General features: G+C 36.8%; 25 protein-coding genes and 1 tRNA gene. 19 read left to right on the forward strand and 7 right to left on the reverse strand.

Translation table 11 applies throughout. The features are described 5' to 3' along the window. Positions 1-71: 71 nt before the first annotated feature. Positions 72-144 (reverse strand) — tRNA-Lys (locus tag EKM66_RS03115). 205 nt (positions 145-349) lie between these two features. On the opposite strand from EKM66_RS03115, the gene EKM66_RS03120 reads away from it, so the two are divergent. From EKM66_RS03120 to rlmH, 8 genes are all read left to right on the forward strand, one after another. Continuing rightward, positions 350-1,624, forward strand: coding sequence for a PTS sugar transporter subunit IIC (locus EKM66_RS03120; protein ID WP_125761599.1), 1,275 nt, complete (start codon positions 350-352; stop codon positions 1,622-1,624). Positions 1,625-1,753: 129 nt separating this feature from the next. Then, on the forward strand, positions 1,754-2,458 hold the full coding sequence (gene yycF / locus EKM66_RS03125; RefSeq protein WP_125761601.1) for a response regulator YycF: 705 nt from the start codon (positions 1,754-1,756) through the stop codon (positions 2,456-2,458). Between the two features lie 97 nt (positions 2,459-2,555). After that, entirely contained in the window at positions 2,556-4,457 is a 1,902-nt protein-coding gene (walK, locus tag EKM66_RS03130) for a cell wall metabolism sensor histidine kinase WalK (protein WP_125761602.1), read from the forward strand. Then, positions 4,447-5,760: a YycH family regulatory protein gene (locus EKM66_RS03135; protein ID WP_125761605.1), complete on the forward strand. Its 1,314-nt coding sequence runs from the start codon at positions 4,447-4,449 to the stop codon at positions 5,758-5,760. Before walK ends, EKM66_RS03135 begins: the two co-directional genes overlap by 11 nt. A gap of 2 nt (positions 5,761-5,762) precedes the next feature. Continuing rightward, positions 5,763-6,587, forward strand: coding sequence for a two-component system regulatory protein YycI (locus EKM66_RS03140; protein WP_125761607.1), 825 nt, complete (start codon positions 5,763-5,765; stop codon positions 6,585-6,587). Beyond that, on the forward strand, positions 6,571-7,380 hold the full coding sequence (locus EKM66_RS03145) for an MBL fold metallo-hydrolase (protein WP_404811453.1): 810 nt from the start codon (positions 6,571-6,573) through the stop codon (positions 7,378-7,380). The genes EKM66_RS03140 and EKM66_RS03145 overlap by 17 nt, the downstream gene beginning before the upstream one ends. A gap of 124 nt (positions 7,381-7,504) precedes the next feature. Then, positions 7,505-8,899 carry a S1C family serine protease gene (locus tag EKM66_RS03150; RefSeq protein WP_125761609.1) on the forward strand — a complete coding sequence of 465 codons (1,395 nt, stop codon included), beginning with the start codon at positions 7,505-7,507 and terminating at the stop codon, positions 8,897-8,899. Between the two features lie 357 nt (positions 8,900-9,256). Continuing rightward, positions 9,257-9,736, forward strand: a complete 480-nt coding sequence (rlmH, locus tag EKM66_RS03155; RefSeq protein ID WP_125761611.1) for a 23S rRNA (pseudouridine(1915)-N(3))-methyltransferase RlmH — start codon at positions 9,257-9,259, stop codon at positions 9,734-9,736. Between the two features lie 191 nt (positions 9,737-9,927). Here rlmH and EKM66_RS03160 read toward each other — a convergent pair whose 3' ends face one another. Then, a complete protein-coding gene (locus EKM66_RS03160; RefSeq protein ID WP_125761613.1) occupies positions 9,928-10,416 on the reverse strand; it encodes a GNAT family N-acetyltransferase in 489 nt (162 codons plus the stop codon). Positions 10,417-10,519: 103 nt separating this feature from the next. On the opposite strand from EKM66_RS03160, the gene EKM66_RS03165 reads away from it, so the two are divergent. Then, on the forward strand, positions 10,520-11,380 hold the full coding sequence (locus EKM66_RS03165) for a LysR family transcriptional regulator (RefSeq protein ID WP_164505025.1): 861 nt from the start codon (positions 10,520-10,522) through the stop codon (positions 11,378-11,380). A gap of 6 nt (positions 11,381-11,386) precedes the next feature. Here EKM66_RS03165 and EKM66_RS03170 read toward each other — a convergent pair whose 3' ends face one another. Further along, positions 11,387-11,521, reverse strand: coding sequence for a zinc-binding dehydrogenase (locus EKM66_RS03170; protein ID WP_125761617.1), 135 nt, complete (start codon positions 11,519-11,521; stop codon positions 11,387-11,389). Positions 11,522-11,681: 160 nt separating this feature from the next. Here EKM66_RS03170 and EKM66_RS03175 point away from each other — a divergent pair, with 160 nt between their 5' ends. Both EKM66_RS03175 and EKM66_RS03180 read left to right on the forward strand, forming a co-directional pair. Continuing rightward, complete coding sequence (locus tag EKM66_RS03175; RefSeq protein WP_125761618.1) at positions 11,682-12,020, forward strand: ArsR/SmtB family transcription factor; 339 nt, start codon at positions 11,682-11,684, stop codon at positions 12,018-12,020. Then, positions 12,017-12,694: a type 1 glutamine amidotransferase domain-containing protein gene (locus EKM66_RS03180; protein ID WP_125761668.1), complete on the forward strand. Its 678-nt coding sequence runs from the start codon at positions 12,017-12,019 to the stop codon at positions 12,692-12,694. Before EKM66_RS03175 ends, EKM66_RS03180 begins: the two co-directional genes overlap by 4 nt. On the opposite strand, the gene EKM66_RS03185 is transcribed toward EKM66_RS03180, so the two are convergent. Next, the gene (locus tag EKM66_RS03185) at positions 12,691-13,269 is read right to left on the reverse strand and encodes an NAD(P)H-dependent oxidoreductase (RefSeq protein ID WP_125761620.1); all 579 of its coding nucleotides are present in this window, start codon (positions 13,267-13,269) and stop codon (positions 12,691-12,693) included. The two genes, EKM66_RS03180 and EKM66_RS03185, sit on opposite strands and share 4 nt — an antisense overlap. 191 nt (positions 13,270-13,460) lie before the next feature. Next, on the reverse strand, positions 13,461-14,492 hold the full coding sequence (locus tag EKM66_RS03190; protein ID WP_125761622.1) for an SDR family oxidoreductase: 1,032 nt from the start codon (positions 14,490-14,492) through the stop codon (positions 13,461-13,463). A gap of 128 nt (positions 14,493-14,620) precedes the next feature. Here EKM66_RS03190 and EKM66_RS03195 point away from each other — a divergent pair, with 128 nt between their 5' ends. From EKM66_RS03195 to iolG, 3 genes are all read left to right on the forward strand, one after another. Beyond that, entirely contained in the window at positions 14,621-15,178 is a 558-nt protein-coding gene (locus tag EKM66_RS03195) for a TetR/AcrR family transcriptional regulator (protein ID WP_125761624.1), read from the forward strand. Positions 15,179-15,193: 15 nt separating this feature from the next. Next, on the forward strand, positions 15,194-15,928 hold the full coding sequence (locus tag EKM66_RS03200; RefSeq protein ID WP_125761626.1) for a sulfite exporter TauE/SafE family protein: 735 nt from the start codon (positions 15,194-15,196) through the stop codon (positions 15,926-15,928). Positions 15,929-16,006: 78 nt separating this feature from the next. Next, positions 16,007-17,005 carry an inositol 2-dehydrogenase gene (gene iolG / locus EKM66_RS03205; protein WP_225426546.1) on the forward strand — a complete coding sequence of 333 codons (999 nt, stop codon included), beginning with the start codon at positions 16,007-16,009 and terminating at the stop codon, positions 17,003-17,005. Positions 17,006-17,172: 167 nt separating this feature from the next. Here the strand turns inward: iolG and EKM66_RS03210 are convergent, their stop codons facing one another. Continuing rightward, positions 17,173-18,027, reverse strand: a complete 855-nt coding sequence (locus EKM66_RS03210; RefSeq protein ID WP_125761630.1) for an AraC family transcriptional regulator — start codon at positions 18,025-18,027, stop codon at positions 17,173-17,175. Between the two features lie 136 nt (positions 18,028-18,163). Here EKM66_RS03210 and EKM66_RS03215 point away from each other — a divergent pair, with 136 nt between their 5' ends. The 4 genes from EKM66_RS03215 (at position 18,164) to EKM66_RS03230 (ending at position 22,544) form a co-directional block, all read left to right on the forward strand. After that, entirely contained in the window at positions 18,164-19,030 is an 867-nt protein-coding gene (locus EKM66_RS03215) for a GRP family sugar transporter (RefSeq protein WP_125761632.1), read from the forward strand. Positions 19,031-19,314: 284 nt separating this feature from the next. Next, positions 19,315-20,331, forward strand: a complete 1,017-nt coding sequence (locus EKM66_RS03220) for a Gfo/Idh/MocA family protein (RefSeq protein ID WP_125761634.1) — start codon at positions 19,315-19,317, stop codon at positions 20,329-20,331. 243 nt (positions 20,332-20,574) lie between these two features. Continuing rightward, positions 20,575-21,549, forward strand: a complete 975-nt coding sequence (locus tag EKM66_RS03225) for an Abi family protein (protein ID WP_318530609.1) — start codon at positions 20,575-20,577, stop codon at positions 21,547-21,549. 140 nt (positions 21,550-21,689) lie between these two features. Further along, positions 21,690-22,544 (forward strand): alpha/beta hydrolase, encoded by an 855-nt coding sequence (locus EKM66_RS03230; RefSeq protein WP_125761636.1) that lies wholly within the window; start codon positions 21,690-21,692, stop codon positions 22,542-22,544. 229 nt (positions 22,545-22,773) lie between these two features. On the opposite strand, the gene EKM66_RS03235 is transcribed toward EKM66_RS03230, so the two are convergent. Then, positions 22,774-23,652, reverse strand: coding sequence for a BadF/BadG/BcrA/BcrD ATPase family protein (locus tag EKM66_RS03235; RefSeq protein ID WP_164505026.1), 879 nt, complete (start codon positions 23,650-23,652; stop codon positions 22,774-22,776). Between the two features lie 267 nt (positions 23,653-23,919). Here EKM66_RS03235 and EKM66_RS03240 point away from each other — a divergent pair, with 267 nt between their 5' ends. After that, positions 23,920-25,359 carry a 6-phospho-beta-glucosidase gene (locus tag EKM66_RS03240; RefSeq protein WP_125761640.1) on the forward strand — a complete coding sequence of 480 codons (1,440 nt, stop codon included), beginning with the start codon at positions 23,920-23,922 and terminating at the stop codon, positions 25,357-25,359. The last annotated feature ends 9 nt before the right edge of the window (positions 25,360-25,368 follow it).

Here is a 25,368-nt window from a genome sequence, read left to right on the forward strand (position 1 = left end):
ATTTTTGGACAACAAAAAAACCGACGATACCAAGCTTATGCTTGATTTCATCGGTTAAGCGATAATTGCTATGGGTGGCCAGGGGATCGAACCCTGGACCCACGGATTAAGAGTCCGTTGCTCTGCCAGCTGAGCTAGCCACCCATTTGTTAGATGTGTTGTATCAATCAACGAGATATATAATACCATACGGACAAAATGCGAAGCAAGTACTTTTTTTAAAAAGTTTTGTAAAAATGCATAAAAAAATAATTTATTTGGATGTTTAGTAAAAACATTGCTTTAAAAACGCTTCCATGATATAAATATACGAGTAAGGTATAGACCAATAAATTTATAGGGAGGATTTATGCAAAAGTTTATAGACTTTATGGAAAAGCACTTTTTACCCATCGCGACTAAAATTGGTAATCAACGCCACTTAGTAGCAATTCGTGATGCTTTCGCTGTGACAATGCCATTGATGATTCTTGGTGCGTTCGCAGTCTTAATTAATAACTTGCCAATTCCTGGATGGACTGACTTTATGAACAGTGTATTCAGCGAAAAGGTAGGTGGAGCCTTTATATGGACTAAACTTGGGGGAAATATCTGGAATGGTACTTTTGCCGTTCTAGGTTTAATGATTTCATTCCTAGTCGCATATAATCTGGCCAAATCTTACAAGATCGATCCTGTAGCCGCAGGAATCGTATCACTTGCTAGTTTCTTCGTAATCGGTGGAGCTACTGGTATGGATTCATCTGGACTATTTATCGCTTTGATCGTAGGTATTATTTCTACAGAAATCTTCAGACGTCTAGTTGGTAATCCACATCTTGTTGTTAAGATGCCGGATGGTGTTCCACCAGCAGTAGCTAGTTCATTTGCGGCGTTATTCCCAGCTATGATCACACTGACTATTTTTGGATTCGTCACTACTATCTTCAATGCAATGCATATTGAGAGTGTAGTTGTATCCTTCTACAAGGCTTTCCAAGAACCGTTCCAAGGTCTTGCAAGTAGTTATCCTACAGCATTATTATTAGCATTTATTACGCCATTCTTATGGTTCTTTGGATTGCATGGTGCCAACATGATTGAGCCATTCATGCAAACAATCAACGCCCCAGCTATTACAGCTAACTTGGCTGCATTCAAAGCTGGTAAAGAGATTCCATATGTTGTTAACAAACCATTCTTTGACTCATTCGTTAACATGGGTGGAACTGGTGTTACTCTTGGTTTACTTATCGCCATCTTCTTAGTTGGCCGCAAGAGCAAATCATATATGACCGTTGGTAAATTGTCATTCGCCCCCGGCTTGTTCAATATTAACGAGCCTTTGACATTTGGTTTGCCAATTGTTTTGAACCCGATTCTTTTCATACCTTACATTCTTACACCTATCGTATGTATGACAATTGCATATGTTGCCACAGTTACCGGATTCATGCCGGCATGTATCGCTATGCCGCCTTGGGTAACACCACCAATTATCGGTGCCGTAATCGCAACCGCTAGTTGGCAAGGTGGAGTTATTGCCGCCTTGAACTTAGTTGTATCTGTTTTGATTTATTCTCCATTTGTTTACATGGCTGGTGTCATGGAAAGCAAGAAGGAACAAGCAGAATTAGCAGCCTAATTAAGTTAAATTGATCCCGGATCGAGAAGAAATTCTTGATTTGGGATTTTTTTGTTTTTAAGCTTCTTTTACGTCTATTTTGTTTTAATAGGATATAACTAGTATAATAAATACGTCAGGAGAGATAATATGGCAAAAAAAATTCTAGTAGTAGATGATGAAAAACCCATTTCCGATATTGTTAAATATAATTTGGAAAATGAGGGTTACGAAGTCATAACAGCTTTTGACGGTCAGGAAGCACTCGATAAGGTAGAAGAAGATGATCCAGATTTGATTCTACTTGATTTGATGTTGCCAGTTATTGACGGTCTAGAAGTAGCTAGAACTGTAAGAAAGACAAAAGATACACCAATTATTATGTTGACCGCTAAAGATACTGAAATTGATAAGGTTATTGGTTTGGAGCTCGGTGCTGATGACTATGTAACCAAGCCATTTTCTAACCGTGAGTTAGTTGCTCGTGTAAAGGCTCGTTTGAGAACTCAAAGAAATGCGCATAATGACGAAAGCAAGAATAGCGAAATCAAGATTGGCGACTTAACTATTCTACCTGATGCCTATACTGTAACCAAAAATGGTAAAGAAATTGAATTAACTCACCGTGAATTTGAACTATTGTATTATTTAGCTCAGCACATCGGTCAAGTAATGAAACGTGAACACTTACTTCAAACAGTTTGGGGTTATGACTATTTTGGAGATGTTAGAACTGTCGATGTCACAGTCCGTCGTCTTCGTGAAAAAATTGAAAACAATCCTAGTCAGCCAGAATGGCTAATGACTAGACGTGGTGTTGGTTACTACCTTAGAGATCCTGAGGCAGAAGCCTAGCCAATTTGAACTGACTCGTAATACGGGTCAGTTTTTTTGTTATCTTGAAAGCTGTATAATGAAAGGTAACATATTGCAATTTATAGGTGGAAATATTTTGAAAAATAGATTCGTGTTTTTACATTCGATTAACTTCAAAATCGGATTATCTTTTATTTTAATTTTGATCGTCACAATTGAAATAATTGGGGCTTATTTCGTACGTCAATTGGAGCAGCAAAATGTTAGTCAATTCGAGGATTCTGTTGTCGTACCTGCGTATGATCTCAATCAGATCTCAACTAATTTGACCGATAATGATGACAAAACTCGGACAAATATTAGTAATGTCATTCAAGATTTTGCTAGAAATGATTCCAATATTACTGATATTCAGGTTGTCGATCGTAACGGGATCATAGTTGGAACCAAGGATGTTGATAAGTCGACAATTGTTGGGACTAAGACGATGAAAGATCAGATCAAACAGAGTATCAGTAGTGATAAGAAAATCACTCAAATATACTACGACAAAAGAACTGGTTCTTCATATGAATTGATCACGCCAGTTTCTTCAACTGATAATAGTACGGTTGTTGGTGCTATCTACGTTCGTGCCAGCATGGAGTCAGTTTACCAAGGTATCAATAATATTATTGTTATCTTCCTTACTGCTTCACTTGTAGCCGGATTACTTGGAGCAATAATTGCTATTTTCATTTCTCGTGCGATCACACGACCAATTGATGAAATGAAACAACAGGCTGTTCGTATGGCTGAGGGTGACTATTCTGGACAAGTTCGTGTTTATTCACCAGATGAGTTAGGACAATTGGCTATGGCCGTTAATGACTTGTCAGTTAAAGTTGAAGAGGCTACTGAGAATTCGGAGTCTGAGCGACGAAGGCTGGATAGTGTTCTAACTCAAATGTCCGATGGTGTTATTGCTACCAATCGTTTGGGTAATATCACGGTCATCAATGAGATGGCTCAGGAATTCTTGAATAAGGATGAAGATGAAGCTGACGGCAAACCATTAGTCGAAGTACTTGGTATTGGCGATAAAGTCAGTTTTGACCAATTATTGGAGAATCCTGATCCGATGGTCATTGAGACTAATGACAATAATGAGGATGAAGATTATGACGTCAACGGCGATAATTCATTGATCTTGAATGCTGATTTCTCATTGATTCAAAGAAATAGTGGGTTCATCAGTGGTATGGTTTGTGTTCTGCATGATGTTACTGAACAACAGAAGATCGATAGTGAACGTCGTCAATTCGTTTCTAATGTTTCGCACGAATTGCGTACTCCATTGACAAGTATCAGTAGTTACATTGATGCTTTGAATAATGGCGCTTGGAAAGATCAAAAGCTGGCACCACAATTCTTGAATGTTACGGCTGAAGAAACTGATCGTATGATTCGTATGATCAAGGACTTGCTGAGTCTTTCAAGAATGGATCAAGGTCGTTCAAATTTGGACAAGGAATTAGTTAACTTTAACGAATTCTTCTCATATATTCTTGATCGATTTGATATGATGTTGAAAAAGGAAAAAGCCGATGCTAAGGAAGACGACAAAAAGGTCGTTAAGAATTATCGCATCAAGCGTATATTTACTAACAAAGATCTCTGGGTCGAGATCGATACTGATAAAATGACTCAGGTGGTTGATAATATTATGAATAATGCTATCAAGTACTCTCCAGATGGAGGCGTTATAACGTGTCGTCTGCTTGAGACCAATAAGCATATCATCATTAGTATTTCCGATGAAGGCTTGGGTATTCCTAGAAAGGATATCAAGAAAGTCTTCGATCGATTCTATCGTGTTGATAAGGCTAGATCTCGTAAGCAAGGAGGTACTGGTTTAGGATTATCTATTTCTAAAGAAATTGTGGAACAACACAAAGGTAGAATTTGGGTAAATAGTGCCGAAGGTAAAGGATCAACATTCTATATCTCGCTACCATTTGACCCTAATGAGACTGGAGGAGAATGGGATGAAATTTAGTCGTCTAATAGTACAAGTACTGCTAGTCGTTGCAGTTATTACAAGTATCGTTCTGTCCTTCTTCATTTGGACTAATACTGCTCGTTATCAACGAGGAAGAAACATTGATGTTACAACTAGTGAAACTGATAAGAATAAGATACCGATCGACCAAGTAATGAGTCCAACACAAGTTATTTGGCAAAATGGTACTAGTCAGCATCTGATTTATAATAGTGAAGAAAATATTTCAATGAGTATGCAAAAGGTTATGAAAGACTGGGATATTGGTGAACCTAAGAAAGTATTCGACAAGGATGGTGCTAGATATCAGAAGACTATTCAACAATCGAATGCAATGCAGTTGGTTTATCCTACTAATATTTCGTTAAAAACTTTGGGCTACTTATTGGATAGTTCTAGTTTGAGACGTTCGACGGATTATTCGTTTAATCGAATAATTTTTACAGTTGATAATAAGAGTGATAATTATGTTTACTTTGCGAACGATAAGAATTATGCGGTTTATCGTGCCAAAGTTAAGGGTGCTCTATCGAAGCCAATTTTGAAGTTGGCTCGTAAGGCAAATATTAATTTAAAAGTAAGATTGAATTTGATGAAACACGGAGTTTTCACCTTCTATACTGAACCAGTCAAGCTCAGGACTTATTCATATGTTATGAGTGAGAAGAAGGATAGTGAATATACTACGTCACTGTTTGATTCTGATAGTAATGACTTGGTAACGTCTGAGAGTGACAATGTTTATACCTATAATTATGGTGAGACTAAGCGCTTGATATCTGATCATGGTAAGGGTGAATTAACGTTCTATGATTATACAGATACATCGGTACCAAAGGATCACTTGGCATTTTTCCAACGTGGATACAATAAGGCCATCAACTTGCAGAATTCAGTTTCCAATTTACGTTTGTACAACGCCGACTGGGATGACAAGGAATTGACTTACCGTGAATACGTTGAAGGATTCCCTATCTTTAAGAAGAGCCAGTTTGGTTCAATTAAGATCAAGTTCAGTCGTAATGGAACGACCGAATCGTTCTTAAATAAGATATTGGAAGTTCCTGTACCTTCTGATCAGGCTGCTACAACATTGAAGTCGACGACTTCGATCCTAAAGGGATTGGAGAAAGCTGGTTATTCACCTAATGATATCCAAGATATTCAAGCTGGATATCAATGGGAAAGTGAGTCTGATAATGAAGATGTGATCGACTTGACACCAACGTACTATATTAAAATTGACGGTCACTGGAAGTCTTACACTGACTGGACAAATGCTACTGCAGAGGAGGAATAGCGATGGACTTTAGAAGAATTGAAGTTATTTTTTTGATCGTCTTCTTTTCACTGGATATCTTCCTATTAGTATCTTTCCGCAATAGTCAGCAGGTTGTTTCCAGTGGTAGTACAACGACATCGACTGTTACCGAAATGCGCAAGCGTGATATTAGTTTTGGCAAATTGGATTCCAAAAGCGGTGCTGCATATTACTTAGGATCACGTCCTAATAATGATTTGGCAGAGCATCTTAATAAGCTGAAGAATCAAGAACTTCAATATGACGACGATGATCACAAGTTGGAGAGTTCATTGACTGAACCATTTTCAGTTAATACAACTAATCAAGAATCTAAGTTAAATAGTTTTTTGAAGAAAGAATCAAATGTGCTGTATGGTACGAAATATAAGTATGCACCGCAGCTTTCGACTGCCTCACAAATTGTGTATGCTCAAACTGATAGTGTTGGAGAGTTGTACGATAAGACTGGACGTGTTACCTTTGAGGTCGATAATAAAAAAGTTGTTGGTTATACGCAGACTTATGTAGATGATTTGATGATCTTGCACGAAAAGGAAGTTACGAAGAGTGAAAAGGATGTTATCTCTAATCTGTACACAAATTCGGAGATTCCTAACAACTCTCGAATCGTTTATGCGAACTTGGCCTACACTAAGCTGACGGAAGCAAAAGGAAGTACAATTTATATTCCAGTCTGGTTTGTTACGATTCAGAACAAAGATAGCAAGGTTGATACTTTGAAGAAGGTCAATGCTTTTACCGGTAATATTATTAAGGCAACGACCGCTGGAACAATAACGGGGGACAGTGACGATAGTGAGTGATGATTTAAAGGTAAGTGTATTAGTTAGCAGCAGTTCAGGTAATGTGACTTATATTGAGACGCCTAAGCACCATGTATTAGTTGATGCTGGGATGTCTGGTAAGAAAATCAAGGAGTCATTGGACAGTATTGGTAAGGATATCAATGATATCGATTCATTATTTGTAACTCATGAACATTCAGACCATGTTAGAGGTGTCGGAGTATTAGCCAGACGTTACGATCTGAATGTGTATGCTAATCAGAAGACTTGGAATGCCATGTCATCTAAAATTGGCAAGGTTCCGGATGAAAAGAAAAATATCTTCGAACACAATAAGGTGATGACCTTGGATGATTTGGATGTCCAAAGTTTTGCGGTATCACATGATGCAGCTGATCCACAATTTTATAAGTTCTATCACAATGGCAAATCTTTTGTTATCTTGACTGATACTGGTTATGTATCTGAGAAAGTTCAAAAGACGATTGAGAATGCTGATGCATACTTAATGGAGTGCAATCATGATATTGAGATGTTGCGTGAAGGGATGTACCCTTGGCCACTAAAGCAAAGAATCCTGAGTGAAAAGGGCCATCTATCTAATGATGATGGTGCTCAAACTTTGATGGATGTAATTGGTAATAAGACTAAAGAAATATATTTGGGTCACTTGAGTCCGGAGAACAATACTAAGAGACTTGCTAGAACATCAGTGACTGATATACTGGAACAGCATGATTTTGGTGTTGGTCATGATTTCAAGATTATGGATACCGACCCTGCAGTCGCTGATCCGTTGATAACTTTGTAATATTTACTATAATGGAGGCTGTAAAAAGCCTCTATTTTTCTACATTTTTACAGAAATTCTTCATAATTTGTTCAAAATTTAAGGTTATATTAAGATATAGAGAATATCAGGGAAGTGATTATAGATGGATAACAATAATAATCAAAACAATGATTCTAGAATGAATAATAATGAAAAGAAACGCGATACTAATTCCGGAACATCTTTGTGGAAGATTGGGCTGGTAGCTTTTGTTTCCGCAATGCTTGGTGTCGGTATAGCTTTTGCTGGGTTCAGTTATTTTGGTAATAACAACAATGACTCGACAAATATGGCATCTGACGGAACTGCTGGTACAACACAGGTCAGCAATACTAAGGCTAAAACTGCAAATACAATGACTGGAGCATACAAGCAGGTCAATGGCGCAGTTGTTTCTGTAATCAATTTGCAGAAGCAAAAGGAACAGTCTTCTAGTGATGGTAGTCTTTCATCTATCTTTGGTGATTTGTTCGGAGATAGTAATAGTGGTAATTCATCAGATAGTAATTCATCATCTGACGACAATTCTTCTGACAATGGTTCTTCTGATGGTAATTCATCAGATAATAATTCTTCATCGTCATCTTCTAAGTCCGCTGATTTGCAAGAATACAGTGAAGGTTCAGGTGTGATTTATTCTAAGCAAAATGGTAAGGGATATATCGTAACTAACAATCACGTTGTTGAAGGCTCAGATTCACTTGAAGTAATTCTTGAAGATGGTACTAAGATGTCTGCCAAATTAGTAGGTAGCGATTCGACAACTGACTTAGCCGTTCTAGAGATAGATGGCAACAAGGTACCTGCTACAGCTTCATTTGGTAATTCAGACAATGTTTCACCAGGTGACCCTGTAATTGCCATTGGTTCACCATTAGGTAGCCAATACGCTACGACAGTTACACAAGGTATTATTTCAGCAACAAACAGAACGGTTGAAACACAAGATCAAAATACCGGACAAGTCACAGGTGAAGCAACGGTTATTCAGACAGATGCTGCTATTAATCCTGGTAATTCTGGTGGTCCACTAGTTAATGAAGCTGGTCAAATTGTCGGAATCAACTCAATGAAACTAGCATCTAATACTGATGGAACTTCTGTTGAAGGTATGGGATTTGCTATTCCAAGTAATGAAGTTGTAAAGATTATCAATCAATTAGTTAAGAATGGTAAAGTTGAACGTCCATCATTGGGCATTAAAGTTATTGATCTTGACCAGATTACAGATGATTCTCAATCTAGTCTGAAGTTACCAAGCAACATCACCAAAGGTGTAGTTATTTACAGTACAACTGCTGGATCAGTTGCTAAGAGTGCAGGACTTGAAAAGAACGATGTAATCGTCAAACTGGGTGAGAAGAAGGTAAGTTCGGTTGCGGACTTACATAGTGCTTTGTATTCGCATTCAGTAGGTGACACAGTTAGTGTTCAATATTACCGTAATGGTAAGTTGAAGACAGCTCAGGTTCATTTAACTAAAAAAACATCTGAATAAAATGAAACGTGAAACTAGGTAATACTAGTTTCACGTTTTTTTTTGAACTATATTTGGATATTTTGCATATATATTTCGTGTTTTTATCGCGTGAATAAAATGTACTTTTCCACAGATGTGGATAACTTGTGTATAAGTACATAAAATTTAGGAAAAACACTGTCGAAAAGTTATCCACAATTGGGAATTGGCCTGTGGATAGCAGAAGACAAGTAGTATAGAAGTATGCAATAATGACTGGTATAATAGACTTTTGATATGTTCCACATAGTTATACAAACTTTTTTATTTGTGTGCATAAGTGGATTATAAATAAAATTCGTATTTGAATATTCTGTTATTCATGAAAGGTAAGTTATGAACATAAAGTTAGTAACAGTTGGTAAGTTAAAAGAGAAGTATTTAAAAGCTGGAATTGCTGAGTACGCCAAGCGTTTGAGCGCATTTTGTAAGTTTGAAATTGTTGAATGTCCAGATGAAAAAGCCCCCGAAAACTTGAGCGAGGCGGAAGATGCGCACGTTAAAGAAGTCGAGGGCGAACGTATTTTGTCTAAGATCAAAGACAAAGAATATGTTATTTTGTTAGATTTACGTGGAAAAGAATTAACATCTGAGGAAATGGCTAAGAAGATCGATGACTTATCCACATATGGAACTAGCGACATTACTTTTGTTATCGGTGGTTCATTGGGGGTTAGTCCTGCGGTTACTAAACGTGCTGATTACAGTGTTTGTTTTGGTAAGTTCACTTTGCCACATCAATTGATGCGCTTAGTTATGACTGAACAGATTTATCGTTCGTTTATGATTATTAATCATCGTACTTATCATAAGTAGGTTGAATTGTTTGCCGCCTGCGGTTGAAATAAATTACATCTGCCGTGGGACCGTTTCAAGCCTAAAAGCGGTCTTGAAACTCGACTTTAAGCTTTGCTTTGCAAATCTTAAAGCTCGTCCTTTTCACGGCTGCTGTAATTATTTCAACCTCCGGCTATTGCCGTCGTTTCACCTGATTAATATATTGTTATCTAGACCTCTAGTTTGTAAATTCTTGAATTACGGTCGGGGAAGTCGTAATTGACTGTTAATTCATCACGACTGATCAACTTGAATCCTTGTTTTTCGTAGAAATAATGTGAACGTTCTTCACCTTCGGGTGTATCTAAGAAGATGGTCTGTATGTCAGTGTTATTTTTAACGTAATCAATAAATGTATCGAATAATTTTTGTCCCAATCTTGTGGGATTACCGCGGTATTTTGGATAAGTGAATAACTTTTTCAAAACACCGTTTTTATTTTCCAAATTTAACAGGCCAATTGAGCCGACTGTTAGTCCGTTGTCCTGCGCTATCCAAAAGTTTCCACCGTTTGCTTGATAATGTTGTGGAATATCAAATACATCTGCTTGTTCAATCATTTTGATACCTAAATGTGCTTCTTCATTTTGACAGAATTCAATTAAATCCACTAGGCCAGCTAAGGTCTGTGGATTGCTTTTGTATGTTTCAATTTTCATCTTTACATCTCCTAAGTGAATGTACTAAGCTTAGCAAACAGATATACATAAGTTAAATTGATACTTTATGTTGAATCAATCAAAATAATTGATGGAGAAAAATATGGAAATAAGGCAATTAGTCACTTTTAGAACAATCGTGGATACAGGAAGTTACACAAAAACAGCGGAATTGCTGGGATACACGCAATCCGCTGTTTCAGCACAGGTCAAAGAATTGGAAAATGAACTTTCTGCCAAATTATTTGATTATAGTCATCGCAAACTCATTTTACTCGATGCAGCAAAACGATTACTGCCATTGACCGAACAATTATTAGATGATTACCAAGCTATTCAGAAGATTGCTCAAACAGATAAATTGTCTGGAACATTGAATATTGCCGCACCAGAATCACTAACAATATTTCAATTGCCCAAGATAATAACTAATTTCAAAAGATCCTATCCGGAAGTGCAATTACAAATCACCAATGCTAGTTGCAAGTTTAATCAAAAAAAACTAATTGAAGGTGAGGCTGATATTGCTTTCATGATGTGGCCCAAAATCACAACCACTTCACTGATCGATTATGATCTGGGAATTCAAGATATGGTTTGTGTCGTTAGCGGTGAGAATCATGACAGCTTTGATAATATGAACTTTGTAAATCAGATGCCGTTTGTTATCAATGAACCGGATTGCAGTTATAGAAATCAGTTTGAGCGAAGCCTATGGAGTGATTTCCACATGCGTCCAGATGTGATGGAGCTATGGAGTATAGAAGCTATCAAGAATATTGTCGCGAGTGGCGTTGGATATTCTTATTTACCGAAAATAACCGTTGAGAAAGAATTGCAGAATGGACTTCTTCGAGTTATTGAGGTTCCAATTGAAAACGAGATCCATGCACACATGTTAATTCGCAAGAATTCACGCAAACAGCATTTAGTTGAATCATTTGTTTCGGGTGTTATGTCGTAGTTATTATTAGAAGTTGATAATTATTTTACCTGTAGCGTGTCCGGTTAGCGAGTATTCTAAGGCTTGATTCAAATCTTCAAAATTGAATGTCCGGTCAATTATTGGATGAATTTGTTCGGCTTCAACCATTTTTTTAGACATTATATTTCTCTTTTATATGGTTCATAATTTTGAACGGTTGAATTGTATAATGATAACTTTGTTTTATAAAGTTAATAAAAAAATATTGATATATTAGACTTGATTAATATTTGACCGGGTGCTTTAATGGTTTAAAATAATAAACCAAGAAAGAATAAAAATGTCAGATTTAACAAAACTAAAGCATGAATTCGCCAAGTCCAGCATTTTTTTAGTTGCTATAGGTGACGAGAAACGTCAGAGCATCATTATTGCGCTGATGGATCAGAAAATAATTCGTCGCGGACTTCAAGTAACAGATCTAGTAGATGTGACTGGATTGTCACGTCCAGCTGTTTCACATCATTTAAAAATTTTAAAGGATGTTAGTTTGGTAGATTATCGCAGTGAAGGAACGAAGAATTTTTATTATTTGAGCCATGAAAACAAAGAAATCAATAAATTGAAGGCATTATTGGATGATGTCACGGAGGTTATCAAATGCAATCGTCAACTATGAAAAAAGTTTTGGTAGTTTTAACCAATACTACTCGCTATGGTGACACCGCAGATGCGACTGGATTATGGCTAGGTGAGGCAACTGAATTTGCTTTGATAATGCAAAATGCGGGATATGATATCGACTATGTCAGTCCAAAAGGCGGATTCGTACCGCTTGATCCTCGTGGCATGAAGTATGTAGATGAAGAGATCATGGAGTTTTATGAGAATGACGATTTTCAAAAACGTGCATTAAGTTCATCATTGTCACCTGAACAGATTAATCCGGATGATTACATCGCTATTTACTATGCTGGCGGTCATGGGGTTATGTGGGACTTTCCAAATAATCAGGTATTACAGAAGATTGCCACAAGTATTTATGAGAATGGTGGTTTTGTAACATCGGTTTGCCATGGTATCGCCGGGTTACTAAATATCAGACTTTCAAATGGAGATTATTTGATTTATGACCGTGAGATTACTGGTTTTACTAAGACAGAAGAGATTCTGGCAGGTAAACAAAAAGTCGTTCCATTCTTTAACCAAGTTGCGGCAGAACACCGCGGGGCTAAATTCATGAAACGACGTGCTTATAGGGAATATGCCGTTCAAGACGGACACTTAATTACAGGGCAAAATCCATTTTCTGCCAAGGCAGTTGCTAATTTATTATTGAAGAATTTGGGTTAGTCTTCATATATAATGGATAAATTGTGTAGGAATTCATTTCTGGCCTGGTCAGTTGTAACGTTGACTTTACCAAAATGAATCCACTTGTTGATCTGTGGATCAATTCCCATATCAGAAAGGGTACGATCGATAAAGACACCTTGAATGGGGTCACCGGATTCAGTTATCAAATAGTCCTTGGTTACCGTGGAAGTTGTTATCACGGTAGCCTTTTTTATATAGGTCAACAATCCGCTCCAACCATTGTCTTCGTTATATGCGAAGTTATTAAGCATCGTTTTGTCTAAGAAACCTTTTAGCATGGCTGGCAAGTTATGCCACCAAATTGGGAAGATAAAAATTAGTTCATCTGATTCTGAAATCATTTTTTGATACTTTGTTACCAATGGATCGGTGACCTTACCAGTGCTGTATTGTTGTAGTTCAACTGATGATAAAACTGGATTGAAATCGTCTTTGTATAGGTCAATGATTTGGTATGCTTCATTGTTGCTATCGAAATAATTCGTCATGGTATTAAGAATAGCGTGGTTAAAGCTGTTATTGTAGGGATGTGTATAAATAATAGTCTTCAAGATGGTTTCTCCTTTTTGTCGTTAGTTGCAGTATATGTTATGCAGAAGAATCAAACAAGATAGACACTTTTAAAAAAATCATTTTGAATATTCCAATGGTTAAATTAATCACTACTATATATAGTGATACTTTCCAGACTGTATACCATATGTTCCATGTGAAACATTTAGAAAATATAATGCCAGTTTTTCTATTTAATTATTCCTAAATCAATCATCGATTGTGCTGTAGCAATAATGGCCACACGTGCTGAGCGTGGATGCCAGTCTAACATTGTTACAGCCTTTTTATTACTCGTTTCTGCGTATTCACCGACGATTGAAGCAATCATTTTTAATTGTTGATTGCCCAGAGCTGCGGCTTTTACTGCAATGTTAGGAATTGTTCTTTTTGGTAATTTGTCAGCATATTGCGGGAAGGCTTCTTTTAAAATGTTTGCGACTTCTAGCATAGATAATGTTTCGCCAGTAGTTGCTAAGAATCTTTCGCCATTGGCCTTTGATGAAGTCATAGCCAGTAAGTGCAAACTTGCAACATCTCGAACATCGACATATCCAGAATCAACATTAGGGACGGCTTTGATTTTACCTTCGAGGAATTCTTGAATCTGAATATTAGAATGAGAATAATCAGATGATAATACTGGTCCCATAACGGCTACAGGGTTTACAGTCGTTAACTCTAGACCGTCGCCTTCTTTTTTTATGAAGTCCCAAGCGGCAAGTTCAGACATAGTTTTTGATTTTTGATAAGGGTGAACTTTTTTAGAAGAAAGATCTGACCAGTCTTCCTCAGTATATGGTGTCTTTTTATTTTTATGACCAGCGAAGATTGCTCCGTAAGCTGATGTTAAGACGACACGTTTCACACCATTGTCACGAGCTGCACGCAGAACTCTTAATACTCCGTCAACGGCTGGGCGAATCATTTCAGATTCATTCTTAAAGTTCAAAGTTGGGGTAGGTGATGCGGGATGAATCGCGTAAGTTGCCCCTGACATGACTTGTTCCCAGTTCTTATCACTGGTTAAGTCCGCTTCCGCAAAAGTCAGATTGTTAAAATCCTCAACTCCACCATTGGTCAATAGTTGTTTGATCAATGCAATTTTTTGGGGTGATCTGACGGTTGTTCGAACGGCATATCCTTGCTGCAATAATTGAATGATGATATGTGATGCGATGAAGCCACTTCCACCAGTTACTACTACTAATTCTTTTGTCATTATAAATACCTTCTATTTTTAATTTTAAACTATCGTTACACTTGTAACATCTGTGAATGAATACTACAATGTTGGTAATGTGTTTTCAAGTGAATCACGGGCATCTGTGACAGAATGGAGAAATTGTAATGGCAGCTACGAGGCATGCACAACTCATCAAGCAAGACTCAAAAGAATACTTGGTTACGGCGTTACTACAATTGTTAGAGCATAAGAATTTGAATGAAATTACGGTCAGTCAAGTCGTCAAGCGTGCTGGTGTCAGTCGTATGGCTTTTTATCGTAACTTTGATACTTTAGAGGATCTACTCAAAAGCTATTTTGGTCCAGTAATTGCCGATAGATTTGATGAGGTGAAGAATAAGGTCTCTGAAACAGACAAAATAGATAAAGTTGGCGAATTTTTTGCCGATTATTCAAAAATCTTGAAATTGTCGATCGATAGAGGATTTGAGCAGGTCATTAAGAATATTTTCGATGCCAACATGCTGGACTTCTATGATGGAATATCTTTGCCAGTAGAATTAACCACTATGCAACGAAAGTATTGGACCAAGTTTATGAGTGCTGGTGTTTATTCGATTTGGCGAGAATGGCTAATTGATGGCCAGAAAGAATCTTTGGAAGAGATTCATGCTTTGATTGCTAAATTTCAAAATTCAACGATGAACTCGTTAGTTAATTAGTGGAGGAATGTTGGTATGCCTTGGTATTTTGTTATTATCCCAGGACTTTTGGCGGGATTGGTTCAAGGATTGACTGGATTTGGCCCAGCCATCGTTTTGATGGTCTTTTTGCCAAGTATTTTACCGATGGCAAAGGCTGCCGGAGTAGCTGGGATGATACCGGTAATCTCGGTTGTTATGATGGCGATCCATTATCGCCGCTACATTAATCTCAAAAGAATCGTTTGGCCATTTCTTTTATATGCGACAGTCGCATCGGCGTCAATTCATTTAGGTGGTACGATGAATGTCCAGATATCACGAGTATTATTGGGATGTTTATTGATGGCTTTATCGATTTACTTCTTGTTCACTCATACTTCGGTTCAAAAAGAGTTTCCACTCTGGGTCGCAGTTATTTTCGTATTCATATCGGGTTTCTTCAGTGGATTGTTTGGTATCGGTGGTCCTTTGATGGCGCTGTATTTCTTATCGTTATCAGATTCAAAGGAAGAATACATGGCAACGGTTCAGTCGTTCTTCGTGTGTGATATGTTGTTCACATCTTCATTTAGAGTTTTTAGCGGCATTATTACGTTGAACGAATTGCCGATTATCCTAATTGGAATCGTTGGCGCTGGAATTGGAACCTTTGTTGCCGGGAAACTACTGGACCATATGAATTTACAATTGGTAAGTAAATGTATTTATATTTTCATTGGTTTGAGTGGTATTTATTATTTTGTATCATCATTAATTAATATTTTGTAATAAAGCCATTTTGAACAAGAATTAGAAAAGACCACCTCCTAAACTTAAGATAAGAATAAGTTTGAGGAGATGGTCTTTTTGGTTAAAATCAAAATTGGTGTCATTGGTGTTGGTAGAATCGGTAAGATGCATATTAAAAATATCGCTAATTTACGTGATCAATTTGAAATTACAGCAATTTCAGATCCTAACAATCCTGAGTTAGCACAAATTGCTGAAGATTATCATATCCAGAAGTTTTCAAAGGATTATCATGACGTTTTGAGTGGGGATGTTGATGCAGTTGTGATTGCTTCATCGACAAATACCCATGCAAAAATCATTACGGCTGCCGCAAAAGCTGGAAAAGATATTATGTGTGAGAAGCCTATTGATACAGATATTGAACGTATTAAGAAAGTTTTGAAGGTTGTTGATGACAATGGAGTCATTCTTCAAATTGGGTTCAATCGTCGTTTTGATCATAACTTCCGTAAAATTCATGATTATGTAGTAGATGGTACGATTGGTAATCCACATATTATCAAAGTGTCTTCTCGGGACCCGGAGCCACCTTCATACGATTATGTTAAGGTTTCCGGTGGATTATTCAGTGATATGATGATTCACGATCTTGATATGGTCAGATATTTGAGCAACAGTGAAGTGGTTGAAGTTTACGCTAACGGAGCTGTTCTGGTCGATCCAGAAATTGGCAAGCTTGGTGACATTGATACTGCAATTGTCAGTTTGAAATTTGCGAACGGTGCCTTAGGAGTGATCGATAACAGCCGACAAGCTGTGTATGGATATGATCAACGTGCCGAAGTTTTTGGTTCTAAGGGACAAGCATTCTCTGAGAATGATAAGAATAGTAATGTTGAGCTTGACTTAAATGATGGTGGTCATTTGGATAAGATTCCATATTTCTTCATTGATAGATATGTTCAGACATATGTTGATGAATTCAAGGAGTTTTACAAGACTATCGTTAACCAAACTGAGCCTATTGTTACTGGCCTGGATGGGTTGAGAGCGGTTCAGTTGGCACAAGCATGTCAGAAGTCATTGGAAACTCATGAACCGGTTAAATTGTAAGTAAAAAGGGGATTACATAACTATGTAATTCATTAAATTTGCAGCTTAAACGCGTAATAAAACACAGCTTCTTGTATTTAAAGCAAATGGGGTCTGTAATCCGTTTTTGGATTACAGACCCCATTTTCCTTAATACTCAGAAGTTAAATGTGTTTTGTTACGCTCTTTTATTCGATATGTGTATATTCCTGCCGAAATTTTAACGGTGAGATTCCTGATAAATCTTTGAAATAATGATTGAAGTGACTAAGTGTTTTAAATCCAACTTCGAAGGCAATCTGAGTTATTGGTAATCCTGGTCGCATTATCAACAGTGTTTGTGCTTCGCCGATTCTGCGTGAATTAAGATAGGTGAGCGGTGAACATTTGTATTCATTTTGGAATTGATGATCGAGATATGATTGTGAGATATTAACGTTTTTAGTTAGGAATTGAATGTTAGGGATACTGCGGTAATTAGTGTCGATATAGTCTTTTACACCGCTGATCATTGGCTTTTTTGTTTCAAATTGATTTGCTATCGGTGCGTCACCAATGGCATTAATAATTTCAGGAATAATTGCAGAACAGACGATTTGATTGGCCAGATGGTCAGTTGAAACGTCTTTTTTCTTCAATAAATCGTAAGCCAAATTAGCGATATCAGTTAGTGAATTGAAGACTTCAGTATCGTTTAAGCAAGATGTGATGAGGAAGTGCTTTGGCAAAATCTTTTTGGGAATATGGAAGTTCTTCAATCCCAAACAAATAGACGGTGGCGTGTGGCCCTCTTGATGCATGACATTCTGCCCACAGATGAAAATATCACCTTTTTTGATGTGGTAATAATTACCATCAACGAAATAGGTTTCTTGACCATCAAGAATCAATGAGATTTCTAAGATGTCCTCATGACAATGCATACATCTGGAGTAACAACTATCTTCTTCAGTGATTTTAGCAATATATGCCAAGTGATATTTCTCTTCATCCAAAAAGCCTTTTTTGTATTTTGGATAATGTTGCATGAAAATTTGCTTCATTCAGTCACCTCCTTGTCATATTTTGAATCTAACAGTTCTAATTCTAGATTAGTTTGGTATGTAAAAAAACAATTATCGACAAGTTTTTGGAAACGGATTCAGTAAAATGAAGGTATAGATAAGAGGAGGTGTCGTAATGGGTTATTTAATCGCATTAATACCAGCGGTTGGTTGGGGCTTTCAGTCGATCGTTATGCAAAAAATCGGTGGAAAATTTACTAATAAGGTTATGGGAATGGTTCTCTCAACCTTTGTATTTTCTATCGTAGTCGCATTATTCAAACACCCAGCACATTTCACATCGAACTTGATCATCGGATCAGTTTTGTGTGGTGTCTTCTGGAGTGTTGGACAATTATTACAAGTTAAGTCATTTGATTTGGTCGGAGTCACTGCCGCTATGCCTATCAGTACTGGTGAGCAGTTATTCGGTACTACTTTGATTGGAGCCTTGTATTTCCAAGAATGGAAGTCAACATGGCAGTTTGTACTTGGAATCGCTGCTTTGATCGTAATTATCTTTGGTATTACACTAACGACTTATTCGGATGGCAAAGCTACTGCCGGAAGTAATATCAAATTGGGAATTATTCTTTTAACGATATCATCAATAGGTTTCATTGGTTATGCTGTAATTCCTAGAATCTTCAATCTGAATGGTTGGGATGTTTTAGTACCACAAGCCGCATCAATGTTAATTACAACAATGTTGATCGTTGGTTCACAGAAGAATAACCGTGTTGATATGTTTGGTAAGAAGACATGGCAGAACATGCTTACCGGAGTCTTCTTCGCCATCGCTAATATTGCCATCCTATTCAGTAACGCAATGAACGGAGTTGCCGTCGGATTCACATTCTCACAATTGAATGTAATCGTCGCAACACTAGGTGGATTATGGATCTTGCATGAACATAAAACACACAAAGAACTCAGATTCACTTTGTCAGGATTGGCATTGGTTGTTATTGGAGCAGTTATGATTGGGATTACAAAACAGTAGAGAGCGGAGAAAACCGGGAGATTCTGAGCACTGCCTAAGATAACGAAAGTGCCACTAAGTGGTGCATTTGTTATCTGTAGCAGGCGCAGGAATCTGGTTTTCGCAGCTCGTTTCAAACAGTAGAGCGTGTCAAAAGACGGGAACATCCGAGCATTACCTAGACTGATAATTGTGACACGAAGTGGCACATTTGTCAGTCGTAGTAAGCGGAGGATATTGTCTTTTGTAAACGCGTTTCGAATAGAGTGTTTCAAACAATAAACATCTATAAGGAGATAAATAAAATGGTAAAACTAGGATTAATTGGTTGTGGAGCCATCGCACACACACACGTATCAAACTTAGTTAGCGTGTTGAACAATGGTGAGATTACCGCAATTTATGATATTAATAAAGATGCCGCAGAACAAATCAATAATCAATTCGAATTGAATGCTAAGATCTATGATTCAATCGATGAAGTAGTTAACGACGACAATGTTGATGCTGTAATGGTATGTAGTAGAAATGATGCTCACGTTGATCCAGTTATTAAGGCAGTAGAAGCTGGCAAACCAGTCTTTGTTGAAAAACCATTGGCTACTGTTGCTTCAGATTGCAAGAAAGTTGTTGATGCTGAGCTTAAAACTGGCAAACGTCTAGTTCAAGTTGGCTTCATGCGTAGATTCGATCCATTCTATATTCAATTAAAGAACGAGATCGACAGTGGTGATATTGGTAAACCATTGATGGGATACAATCGTCATTTCACAACTAGACCAGCTACCAATTATTTTGAAACACCAAATATGATCAATGATGCCTTCATTCATGAAATCGACATTACACATTGGTTATTCAATGAGCCATATACCTCGGTTCAAGTTCAATATGCTAGACCAAATAGTTTAAATACTGCTACTAAACTGAAGGACCCACAAATTGCTACATTGCATATGAAGAGTGGGGCAATTGTTAATACATATCTAACGCAGAACTCTATCTATGGATATGATGTAATGTGCCAAGTTATTGGTGAAAAGGGAATTGCTCAATTACCTGACATGCCAACAATTGAAGTACGTAAGGCTGGACATATTAGCCATACGATCGATGAAGATTGGACTAAGAGATTCATCACAGCTTATCAAGTTGAATTACAAACATTCATTAATGAAGTAGCTGCTGATGAGAAATTGACCGGACCATCATCATGGGATGGCTACGTTGCCGCAGTTACAGCTGACTGTGCTATTAAGAGTCAAACTGATGAGTCATTAGTTCCAATTCATTTGGATGAAATGCCTGAATTGTATAAGTAAACGAAAACAGATAGGACAAATTTTAAAATTTGTCCTATCTGTTTTTATTTACATTAAGTTCAAAAACAATCATAAAAAGCACAATTAATGATAATATATTACTACGCTGTAATTTCGTATCTAGTTATATCTCGATAATTGACATTCAAAATTTAGAAAGTATAATGAAGGTACAGATGAGTGATAGTATCTCTACGGAGACTATCGCGGGAAAACCTCCATTATTTTAATGGGGGCTTTTTTTTGTATAATCAAAAGAATTTTAAACAGGTTGATGATCAGATAAGAATATTAGAGAGTAGAGGAATGATAATACCGGACTATGATAGGTGTAAACAGTATCTACTAACCAATAATTATTACAATATAATTAATGGGTATAGTACATATTTTCAAACCTCAACTGGTGATGATCAATATATAAAAGGAACCTCTTTTGATGAAGTGTGCAACATGTATTCATTTGATAATGAAGTTAAACAAACGATGTTTAGAGCAATATTGAATGTTGAGCATCATTTGAAATCGATTTTTGCATACAGATTTGCAGAAAGCTATCCAGACAAGAGATATTCATATTTGGATATTAATTGTTACTCTAATGAAAAAACTCTAAGTGTTGGATATATTATTTCTCAATTGTCGCGCATCATAAATAAGCAGAAGAAGTATCCTAACAATTCAATACATCACTATGTGAATCATTATGATGATGTACCTATTTGGGTAATTATTGATTACCTGGATTTTGGTGAGTTAGTGACCATGATTGATTGTGTTCCAAAAAAGCTACAAAATAAAATTGCTAAAGATTTAACTAGCTTTATAAAAGATAATCTTCCTGACTTTAAGGGGCAGTTTACACCTGAAATAATGATTTCTTTGGTAAAAAACATACGTGAAACTCGCAATGTTTGTGCACACAATAATAGACTTCTCGAATTCAGATGTAGGGCGGATTCGATGTATTTTCCGGCAATTTATGAAAAGTATAATATAAAACCGAATGGCTTGAGAAAAAGAACCTTTTCTATTTTTTTAAGTATGCAATGCTTCTTGAGCAAAACTGAATTTGCGGTCCTTAGCAATACATTAAGAAAAAGATTCAAACATTTATCGAATCAGCTTAAGTCCATAGAGATTACTGAAGTGGAATCTCTGTTAGGATTCCCTGATAATTGGCAAAATCATTCTACAATTGTACAAGGCGAGATTTAGTTTTGTATTTTTTGGCTTACGTACGATGTCATTACAAATACTCGTCAGTACCCTCGAAGGAGTTACACAATCTCAAAAGTGTAATTCCTTTTTTGTTCACTAAAAAGTTGTATTCTTAGTTCATTCAGGGAGGCAATTTGATGACTAGACGAAACAAAATTATATTTCTTATATCAATAATACTTTTGATTTCAGTATTCGGGGTGATCGAATATACAGGTCATAACCGAGTTAATAACAAGAATTATATTGATTCATCAAGTCCCACACTATTTTTTCACGGATGGGGTGGCAGCTATCATTCTGAAGAACAAATGGCAAATTATATGAAATCCAAAAATATAACTGACACAATAATTCGGGCTGATGTTAGTTCTAAAGGAAAAGTAACATTGGTTGGGAAAATAAGAAAAGGCGCTCACAATCCGATTGTGGAAGTAAATTATTTGAATAATAAGAATGATAATTATTTTGAAGATGCTTATTGGATGAAAAATGTTGTTATGAAACTACGAAGTAATTATGATTTCAAAAAATTCAATGTTGTTGGACACTCAATGGGGAATATGTCGATTGCCTACTATATTTTGAAGTATGGTGATGATAAGTCGCTTCCTCAAATAGCCAAACAAGTAGATATTGCCGGGCATTACAATGGAATATTGGGGATGAATGATAAGCCTAATCGGATGAAATTGGATAGTGATGGTAAGCCGGATAAGATGGATTCAGATTATAAGCAATTACTAAAATTACGAGAAGTTTATCCTAAGAATCAAATAGATGTTTTGAATATCTATGGTGATAAAGGGGATGGCACACATTCCGACGGATCAGTTAGCAATGCTTCATCAAAGTCACTTAAATATTTGATTTTTGATAGAGCAAAATCATATCGTGAAGAAAAAATCACTGGAACTCAAGCTCAACATAGTAAGTTACACGAGAATAAGTCAGTTGATAAATTATTGGTTGATTTTTTGTGGAGAAAATAAATAAGGGGGGGAGTAAAGCTTGATATAATCTGGCTTTACTCCTCCCTTTATTTGTATAGCGACTATACTTCTAGTTTGAATTTTACAGGCAGAAGCTTCGTAAGTGTTGTGCTGTAAATGATGTTTTAACGTTTATCAAATCTATTGGATATCCTTGGAAAGTATCTGTCCACTGTTAGGGGATCTCAATCAACTTGGGGAAGAACTACCTAAGTTTTCTAGATGCTTTTTAGACGAAGTACAAAACAGCACGTGAACCAGAAACGGTATCACGATAACTGAACTTAACTCCATGTTTGGTCAAATCATCCTCCATAGCATGTCGAACAACTTCATTGTTCTTGATGACGCTACCTTCAATAGCAATCTTGGTATCTTCAGGATCAGTAATAACCGATAGAACCAGTTTGCTCAATTCTAGTCCAGCAGCTTTCAAAAGTTTTTGAACGTAGGGATTGTCTGGAAACTCCAATGTTAATAATGCTAGGTTAGCTATTTTCTTCTTAGGTTGTAAATAGACAGTATCAATAACATCCCTACGATTACTCAAAGTCTCTTGAAGTCTAGGAACTAGCTCTTCGAATCCATCTTCGACAGGATTATTGTCGATGTATTCAGTCAGTTGCTTAACAAAATGAATACCGATCCAGTAAGCACTGCCTTCGTCACCGACAATAGGACCCCAGCCACCTTTTTTAATGAATTTATCTTTACCACGATTGATAGCCGCAGATCCAGTACCAGAGATCAAAAGGATACCATCCAGGTTGTTGAAAGTAGCGATGTGACTCATGACCACATCACTCTCAAGAATTATTTTCGTCTTATATTTTTTTTCAAAAGAATGTTGCATGATGGGAATTAGTCCCATGGATTCAGCACCTGCACAACCAATAGCAATACAAGATACGTCAGTAGATGAAACGTCTTTGTCCTGTAGTACCGAATCAATAGCATAGTTGATATTGTTCATTGCTAAATCATAATTTTCAACAGGATTACCCATATCAGTGATTGATTCCGAGATTACGTTCTCACCGTCAAATAAACAGGCTCTAGTCTTAGTTCCACCGGCATCTACGCCGATATTAAATGTTTTGTTGCTCAATATTTTTACCTCAATATAGTTTGATATTACTATGTATCATTTTACATTAGATTGACAGGTAGAATTAACACTAAAAAAATATTTATAAATAAAAAATCGTTATTCTATGCCGTAAACCGCATGAAGCAGCGATTTTTTTATTTTGTCTAACAATTTATTTATATTGGTACTTGAAATATTTGTACCAACAAATTATACTAGCACTTGTAGAGAAAACGGTTTCATATTAATTGGAGCTGATAACAATAGAAGAAAGGTGCAAATTATATGTCTGATATGGAATTTCCAGAAGGCTTCCTATGGGGAGGAGCAGTTGCTGCCCATCAATTAGAAGGTGGCTGGCAAGAAGGCGGCAAGGGTGTATCTGTTGCTGACGTTATGACTGTTGGATCAAACGCAACACCACGTGAAATTACTGATGGAGTTATTCCTGGCAAGAATTATCCTAACCATGAGGCCATCGATTTCTATCACCATTACAAAGAGGATGTAAAACTTTTCGCAGAAATGGGCTTCAAGTGCTTTAGAACTTCAATTGCTTGGACAAGAATTTTTCCACAGGGGGACGAGCAAGAGCCTAATGAGGAAGGCCTGCAATTTTACGATGACTTATTTGATGAATGTCTCAAGTATGGCATCGAACCAGTAATTACTTTGGCTCACTTCGAAATGCCTTATCACCTAGTTGAGGAATATGGTGGTTTCGCAAATCGTAAAGTTATCGATTTCTTCGTTAAATTTGCTACAACTTGTTTCAAACGTTACAAGAACAAGGTTAAGTATTGGATGACTTTTAACGAGATCGATAATCAAAGTTCTTTCAACAATGAATTCATGATGACAACTAATTCGGGACTTATCTTCTCAAAGGATACAAATAATGAAGCTGCAATGTATCAAGCTGCTCACTATGAACTAGTTGCTTCAGCACTAGCAATTAAAGAAGCTAGAAAAATCAATCCTGACTTCGAAATTGGCTGCATGATCAATTACACACCAGTTTATCCTAAGACTTCAGCACCTAAGGATATCTTGTTAGCACAACGTGTTGACCAACGTCGTAACTGGTTCTCAGATGTACATGTATTCGGTGAATATCCTAAGGAAACTGAAGCATATATCGAACGTAACGGTTATCGTCCTGATATTACTGAAGAAGACAAAGTTGTACTTAAAGAGGGAACTGTTGACTATGTTGGCTTCAGTTACTATCAATCAATGACTGTTTCAGCTGACAAGATCGATGCCGACCACTTAGTAGATCCTAGTGATGTGATTGCTAAGAATGACTACCTTGAAGAGAGTGACTGGGGATGGCCAATTGATCCAATCGGACTTAGATATTCATTGAATCTATTGACTGATAGATATCACTTGCCATTATTCATCGTTGAAAATGGTTTGGGAGCATTCGATAAAGTTGAGTCAGATGGAGAGATCCATGATGACTATCGTATTGATTATCTAAGAGCTCATTTAGAGGAGGTGAAGAAGGCTGTTGTCTTGGATCACGTTGATCTGATGGGTTACACACCTTGGGGTTGTATCGACCTTGTTTCTGCCGGAACTGGTCAAATGGATAAGCGTTATGGATTTATCTATGTTGACAAGAATGATGAAGGTGTTGGAACGATGGAACGTTCACGTAAAGATTCATTCTATTGGTACCAAAAGGCTATTAAGACCAATGGAGCTGACTTAGCTTAATTCAACTAA

The organism is Companilactobacillus hulinensis (assembly GCF_003946555.1).
Classification (GTDB): Bacteria; Bacillota; Bacilli; order Lactobacillales; family Lactobacillaceae; genus Companilactobacillus; species Companilactobacillus hulinensis.

Excerpts from the sequence above, each read along its gene's own strand:
- EKM66_RS03165 (WP_164505025.1), top strand. The coding sequence starts at position 10,520 with ATGGAAATAAGGCAATTAGTCACTTTTAGAACAATCGTGGATACAGGA.
- EKM66_RS03195 (WP_125761624.1), top strand. The coding sequence starts at position 14,621 with ATGGCAGCTACGAGGCATGCACAACTCATCAAGCAAGACTCAAAAGAA.
- EKM66_RS03135 (WP_125761605.1), top strand. The coding sequence starts at position 4,447 with ATGAAATTTAGTCGTCTAATAGTACAAGTACTGCTAGTCGTTGCAGTT.
- EKM66_RS03200 (WP_125761626.1), top strand. The coding sequence starts at position 15,194 with ATGCCTTGGTATTTTGTTATTATCCCAGGACTTTTGGCGGGATTGGTT.
- EKM66_RS03210 (WP_125761630.1), bottom strand. The coding sequence starts at position 18,027 with ATGAAGCAAATTTTCATGCAACATTATCCAAAATACAAAAAAGGCTTT.
- EKM66_RS03150 (WP_125761609.1), top strand. The coding sequence starts at position 7,505 with ATGGATAACAATAATAATCAAAACAATGATTCTAGAATGAATAATAAT.
- EKM66_RS03230 (WP_125761636.1), top strand. The coding sequence starts at position 21,690 with ATGACTAGACGAAACAAAATTATATTTCTTATATCAATAATACTTTTG.
- EKM66_RS03160 (WP_125761613.1), bottom strand. The coding sequence starts at position 10,416 with ATGAAAATTGAAACATACAAAAGCAATCCACAGACCTTAGCTGGCCTA.
- EKM66_RS03190 (WP_125761622.1), bottom strand. The coding sequence starts at position 14,492 with ATGACAAAAGAATTAGTAGTAGTAACTGGTGGAAGTGGCTTCATCGCA.
- rlmH (WP_125761611.1), top strand. The coding sequence starts at position 9,257 with ATGAACATAAAGTTAGTAACAGTTGGTAAGTTAAAAGAGAAGTATTTA.
- yycF (WP_125761601.1), top strand. The coding sequence starts at position 1,754 with ATGGCAAAAAAAATTCTAGTAGTAGATGATGAAAAACCCATTTCCGAT.
- EKM66_RS03170 (WP_125761617.1), bottom strand. The coding sequence starts at position 11,521 with ATGTCTAAAAAAATGGTTGAAGCCGAACAAATTCATCCAATAATTGAC.
- EKM66_RS03220 (WP_125761634.1), top strand. The coding sequence starts at position 19,315 with ATGGTAAAACTAGGATTAATTGGTTGTGGAGCCATCGCACACACACAC.
- EKM66_RS03240 (WP_125761640.1), top strand. The coding sequence starts at position 23,920 with ATGTCTGATATGGAATTTCCAGAAGGCTTCCTATGGGGAGGAGCAGTT.
- EKM66_RS03180 (WP_125761668.1), top strand. The coding sequence starts at position 12,017 with ATGAAAAAAGTTTTGGTAGTTTTAACCAATACTACTCGCTATGGTGAC.
- EKM66_RS03215 (WP_125761632.1), top strand. The coding sequence starts at position 18,164 with ATGGGTTATTTAATCGCATTAATACCAGCGGTTGGTTGGGGCTTTCAG.
- EKM66_RS03175 (WP_125761618.1), top strand. The coding sequence starts at position 11,682 with ATGTCAGATTTAACAAAACTAAAGCATGAATTCGCCAAGTCCAGCATT.
- EKM66_RS03140 (WP_125761607.1), top strand. The coding sequence starts at position 5,763 with ATGGACTTTAGAAGAATTGAAGTTATTTTTTTGATCGTCTTCTTTTCA.
- EKM66_RS03120 (WP_125761599.1), top strand. The coding sequence starts at position 350 with ATGCAAAAGTTTATAGACTTTATGGAAAAGCACTTTTTACCCATCGCG.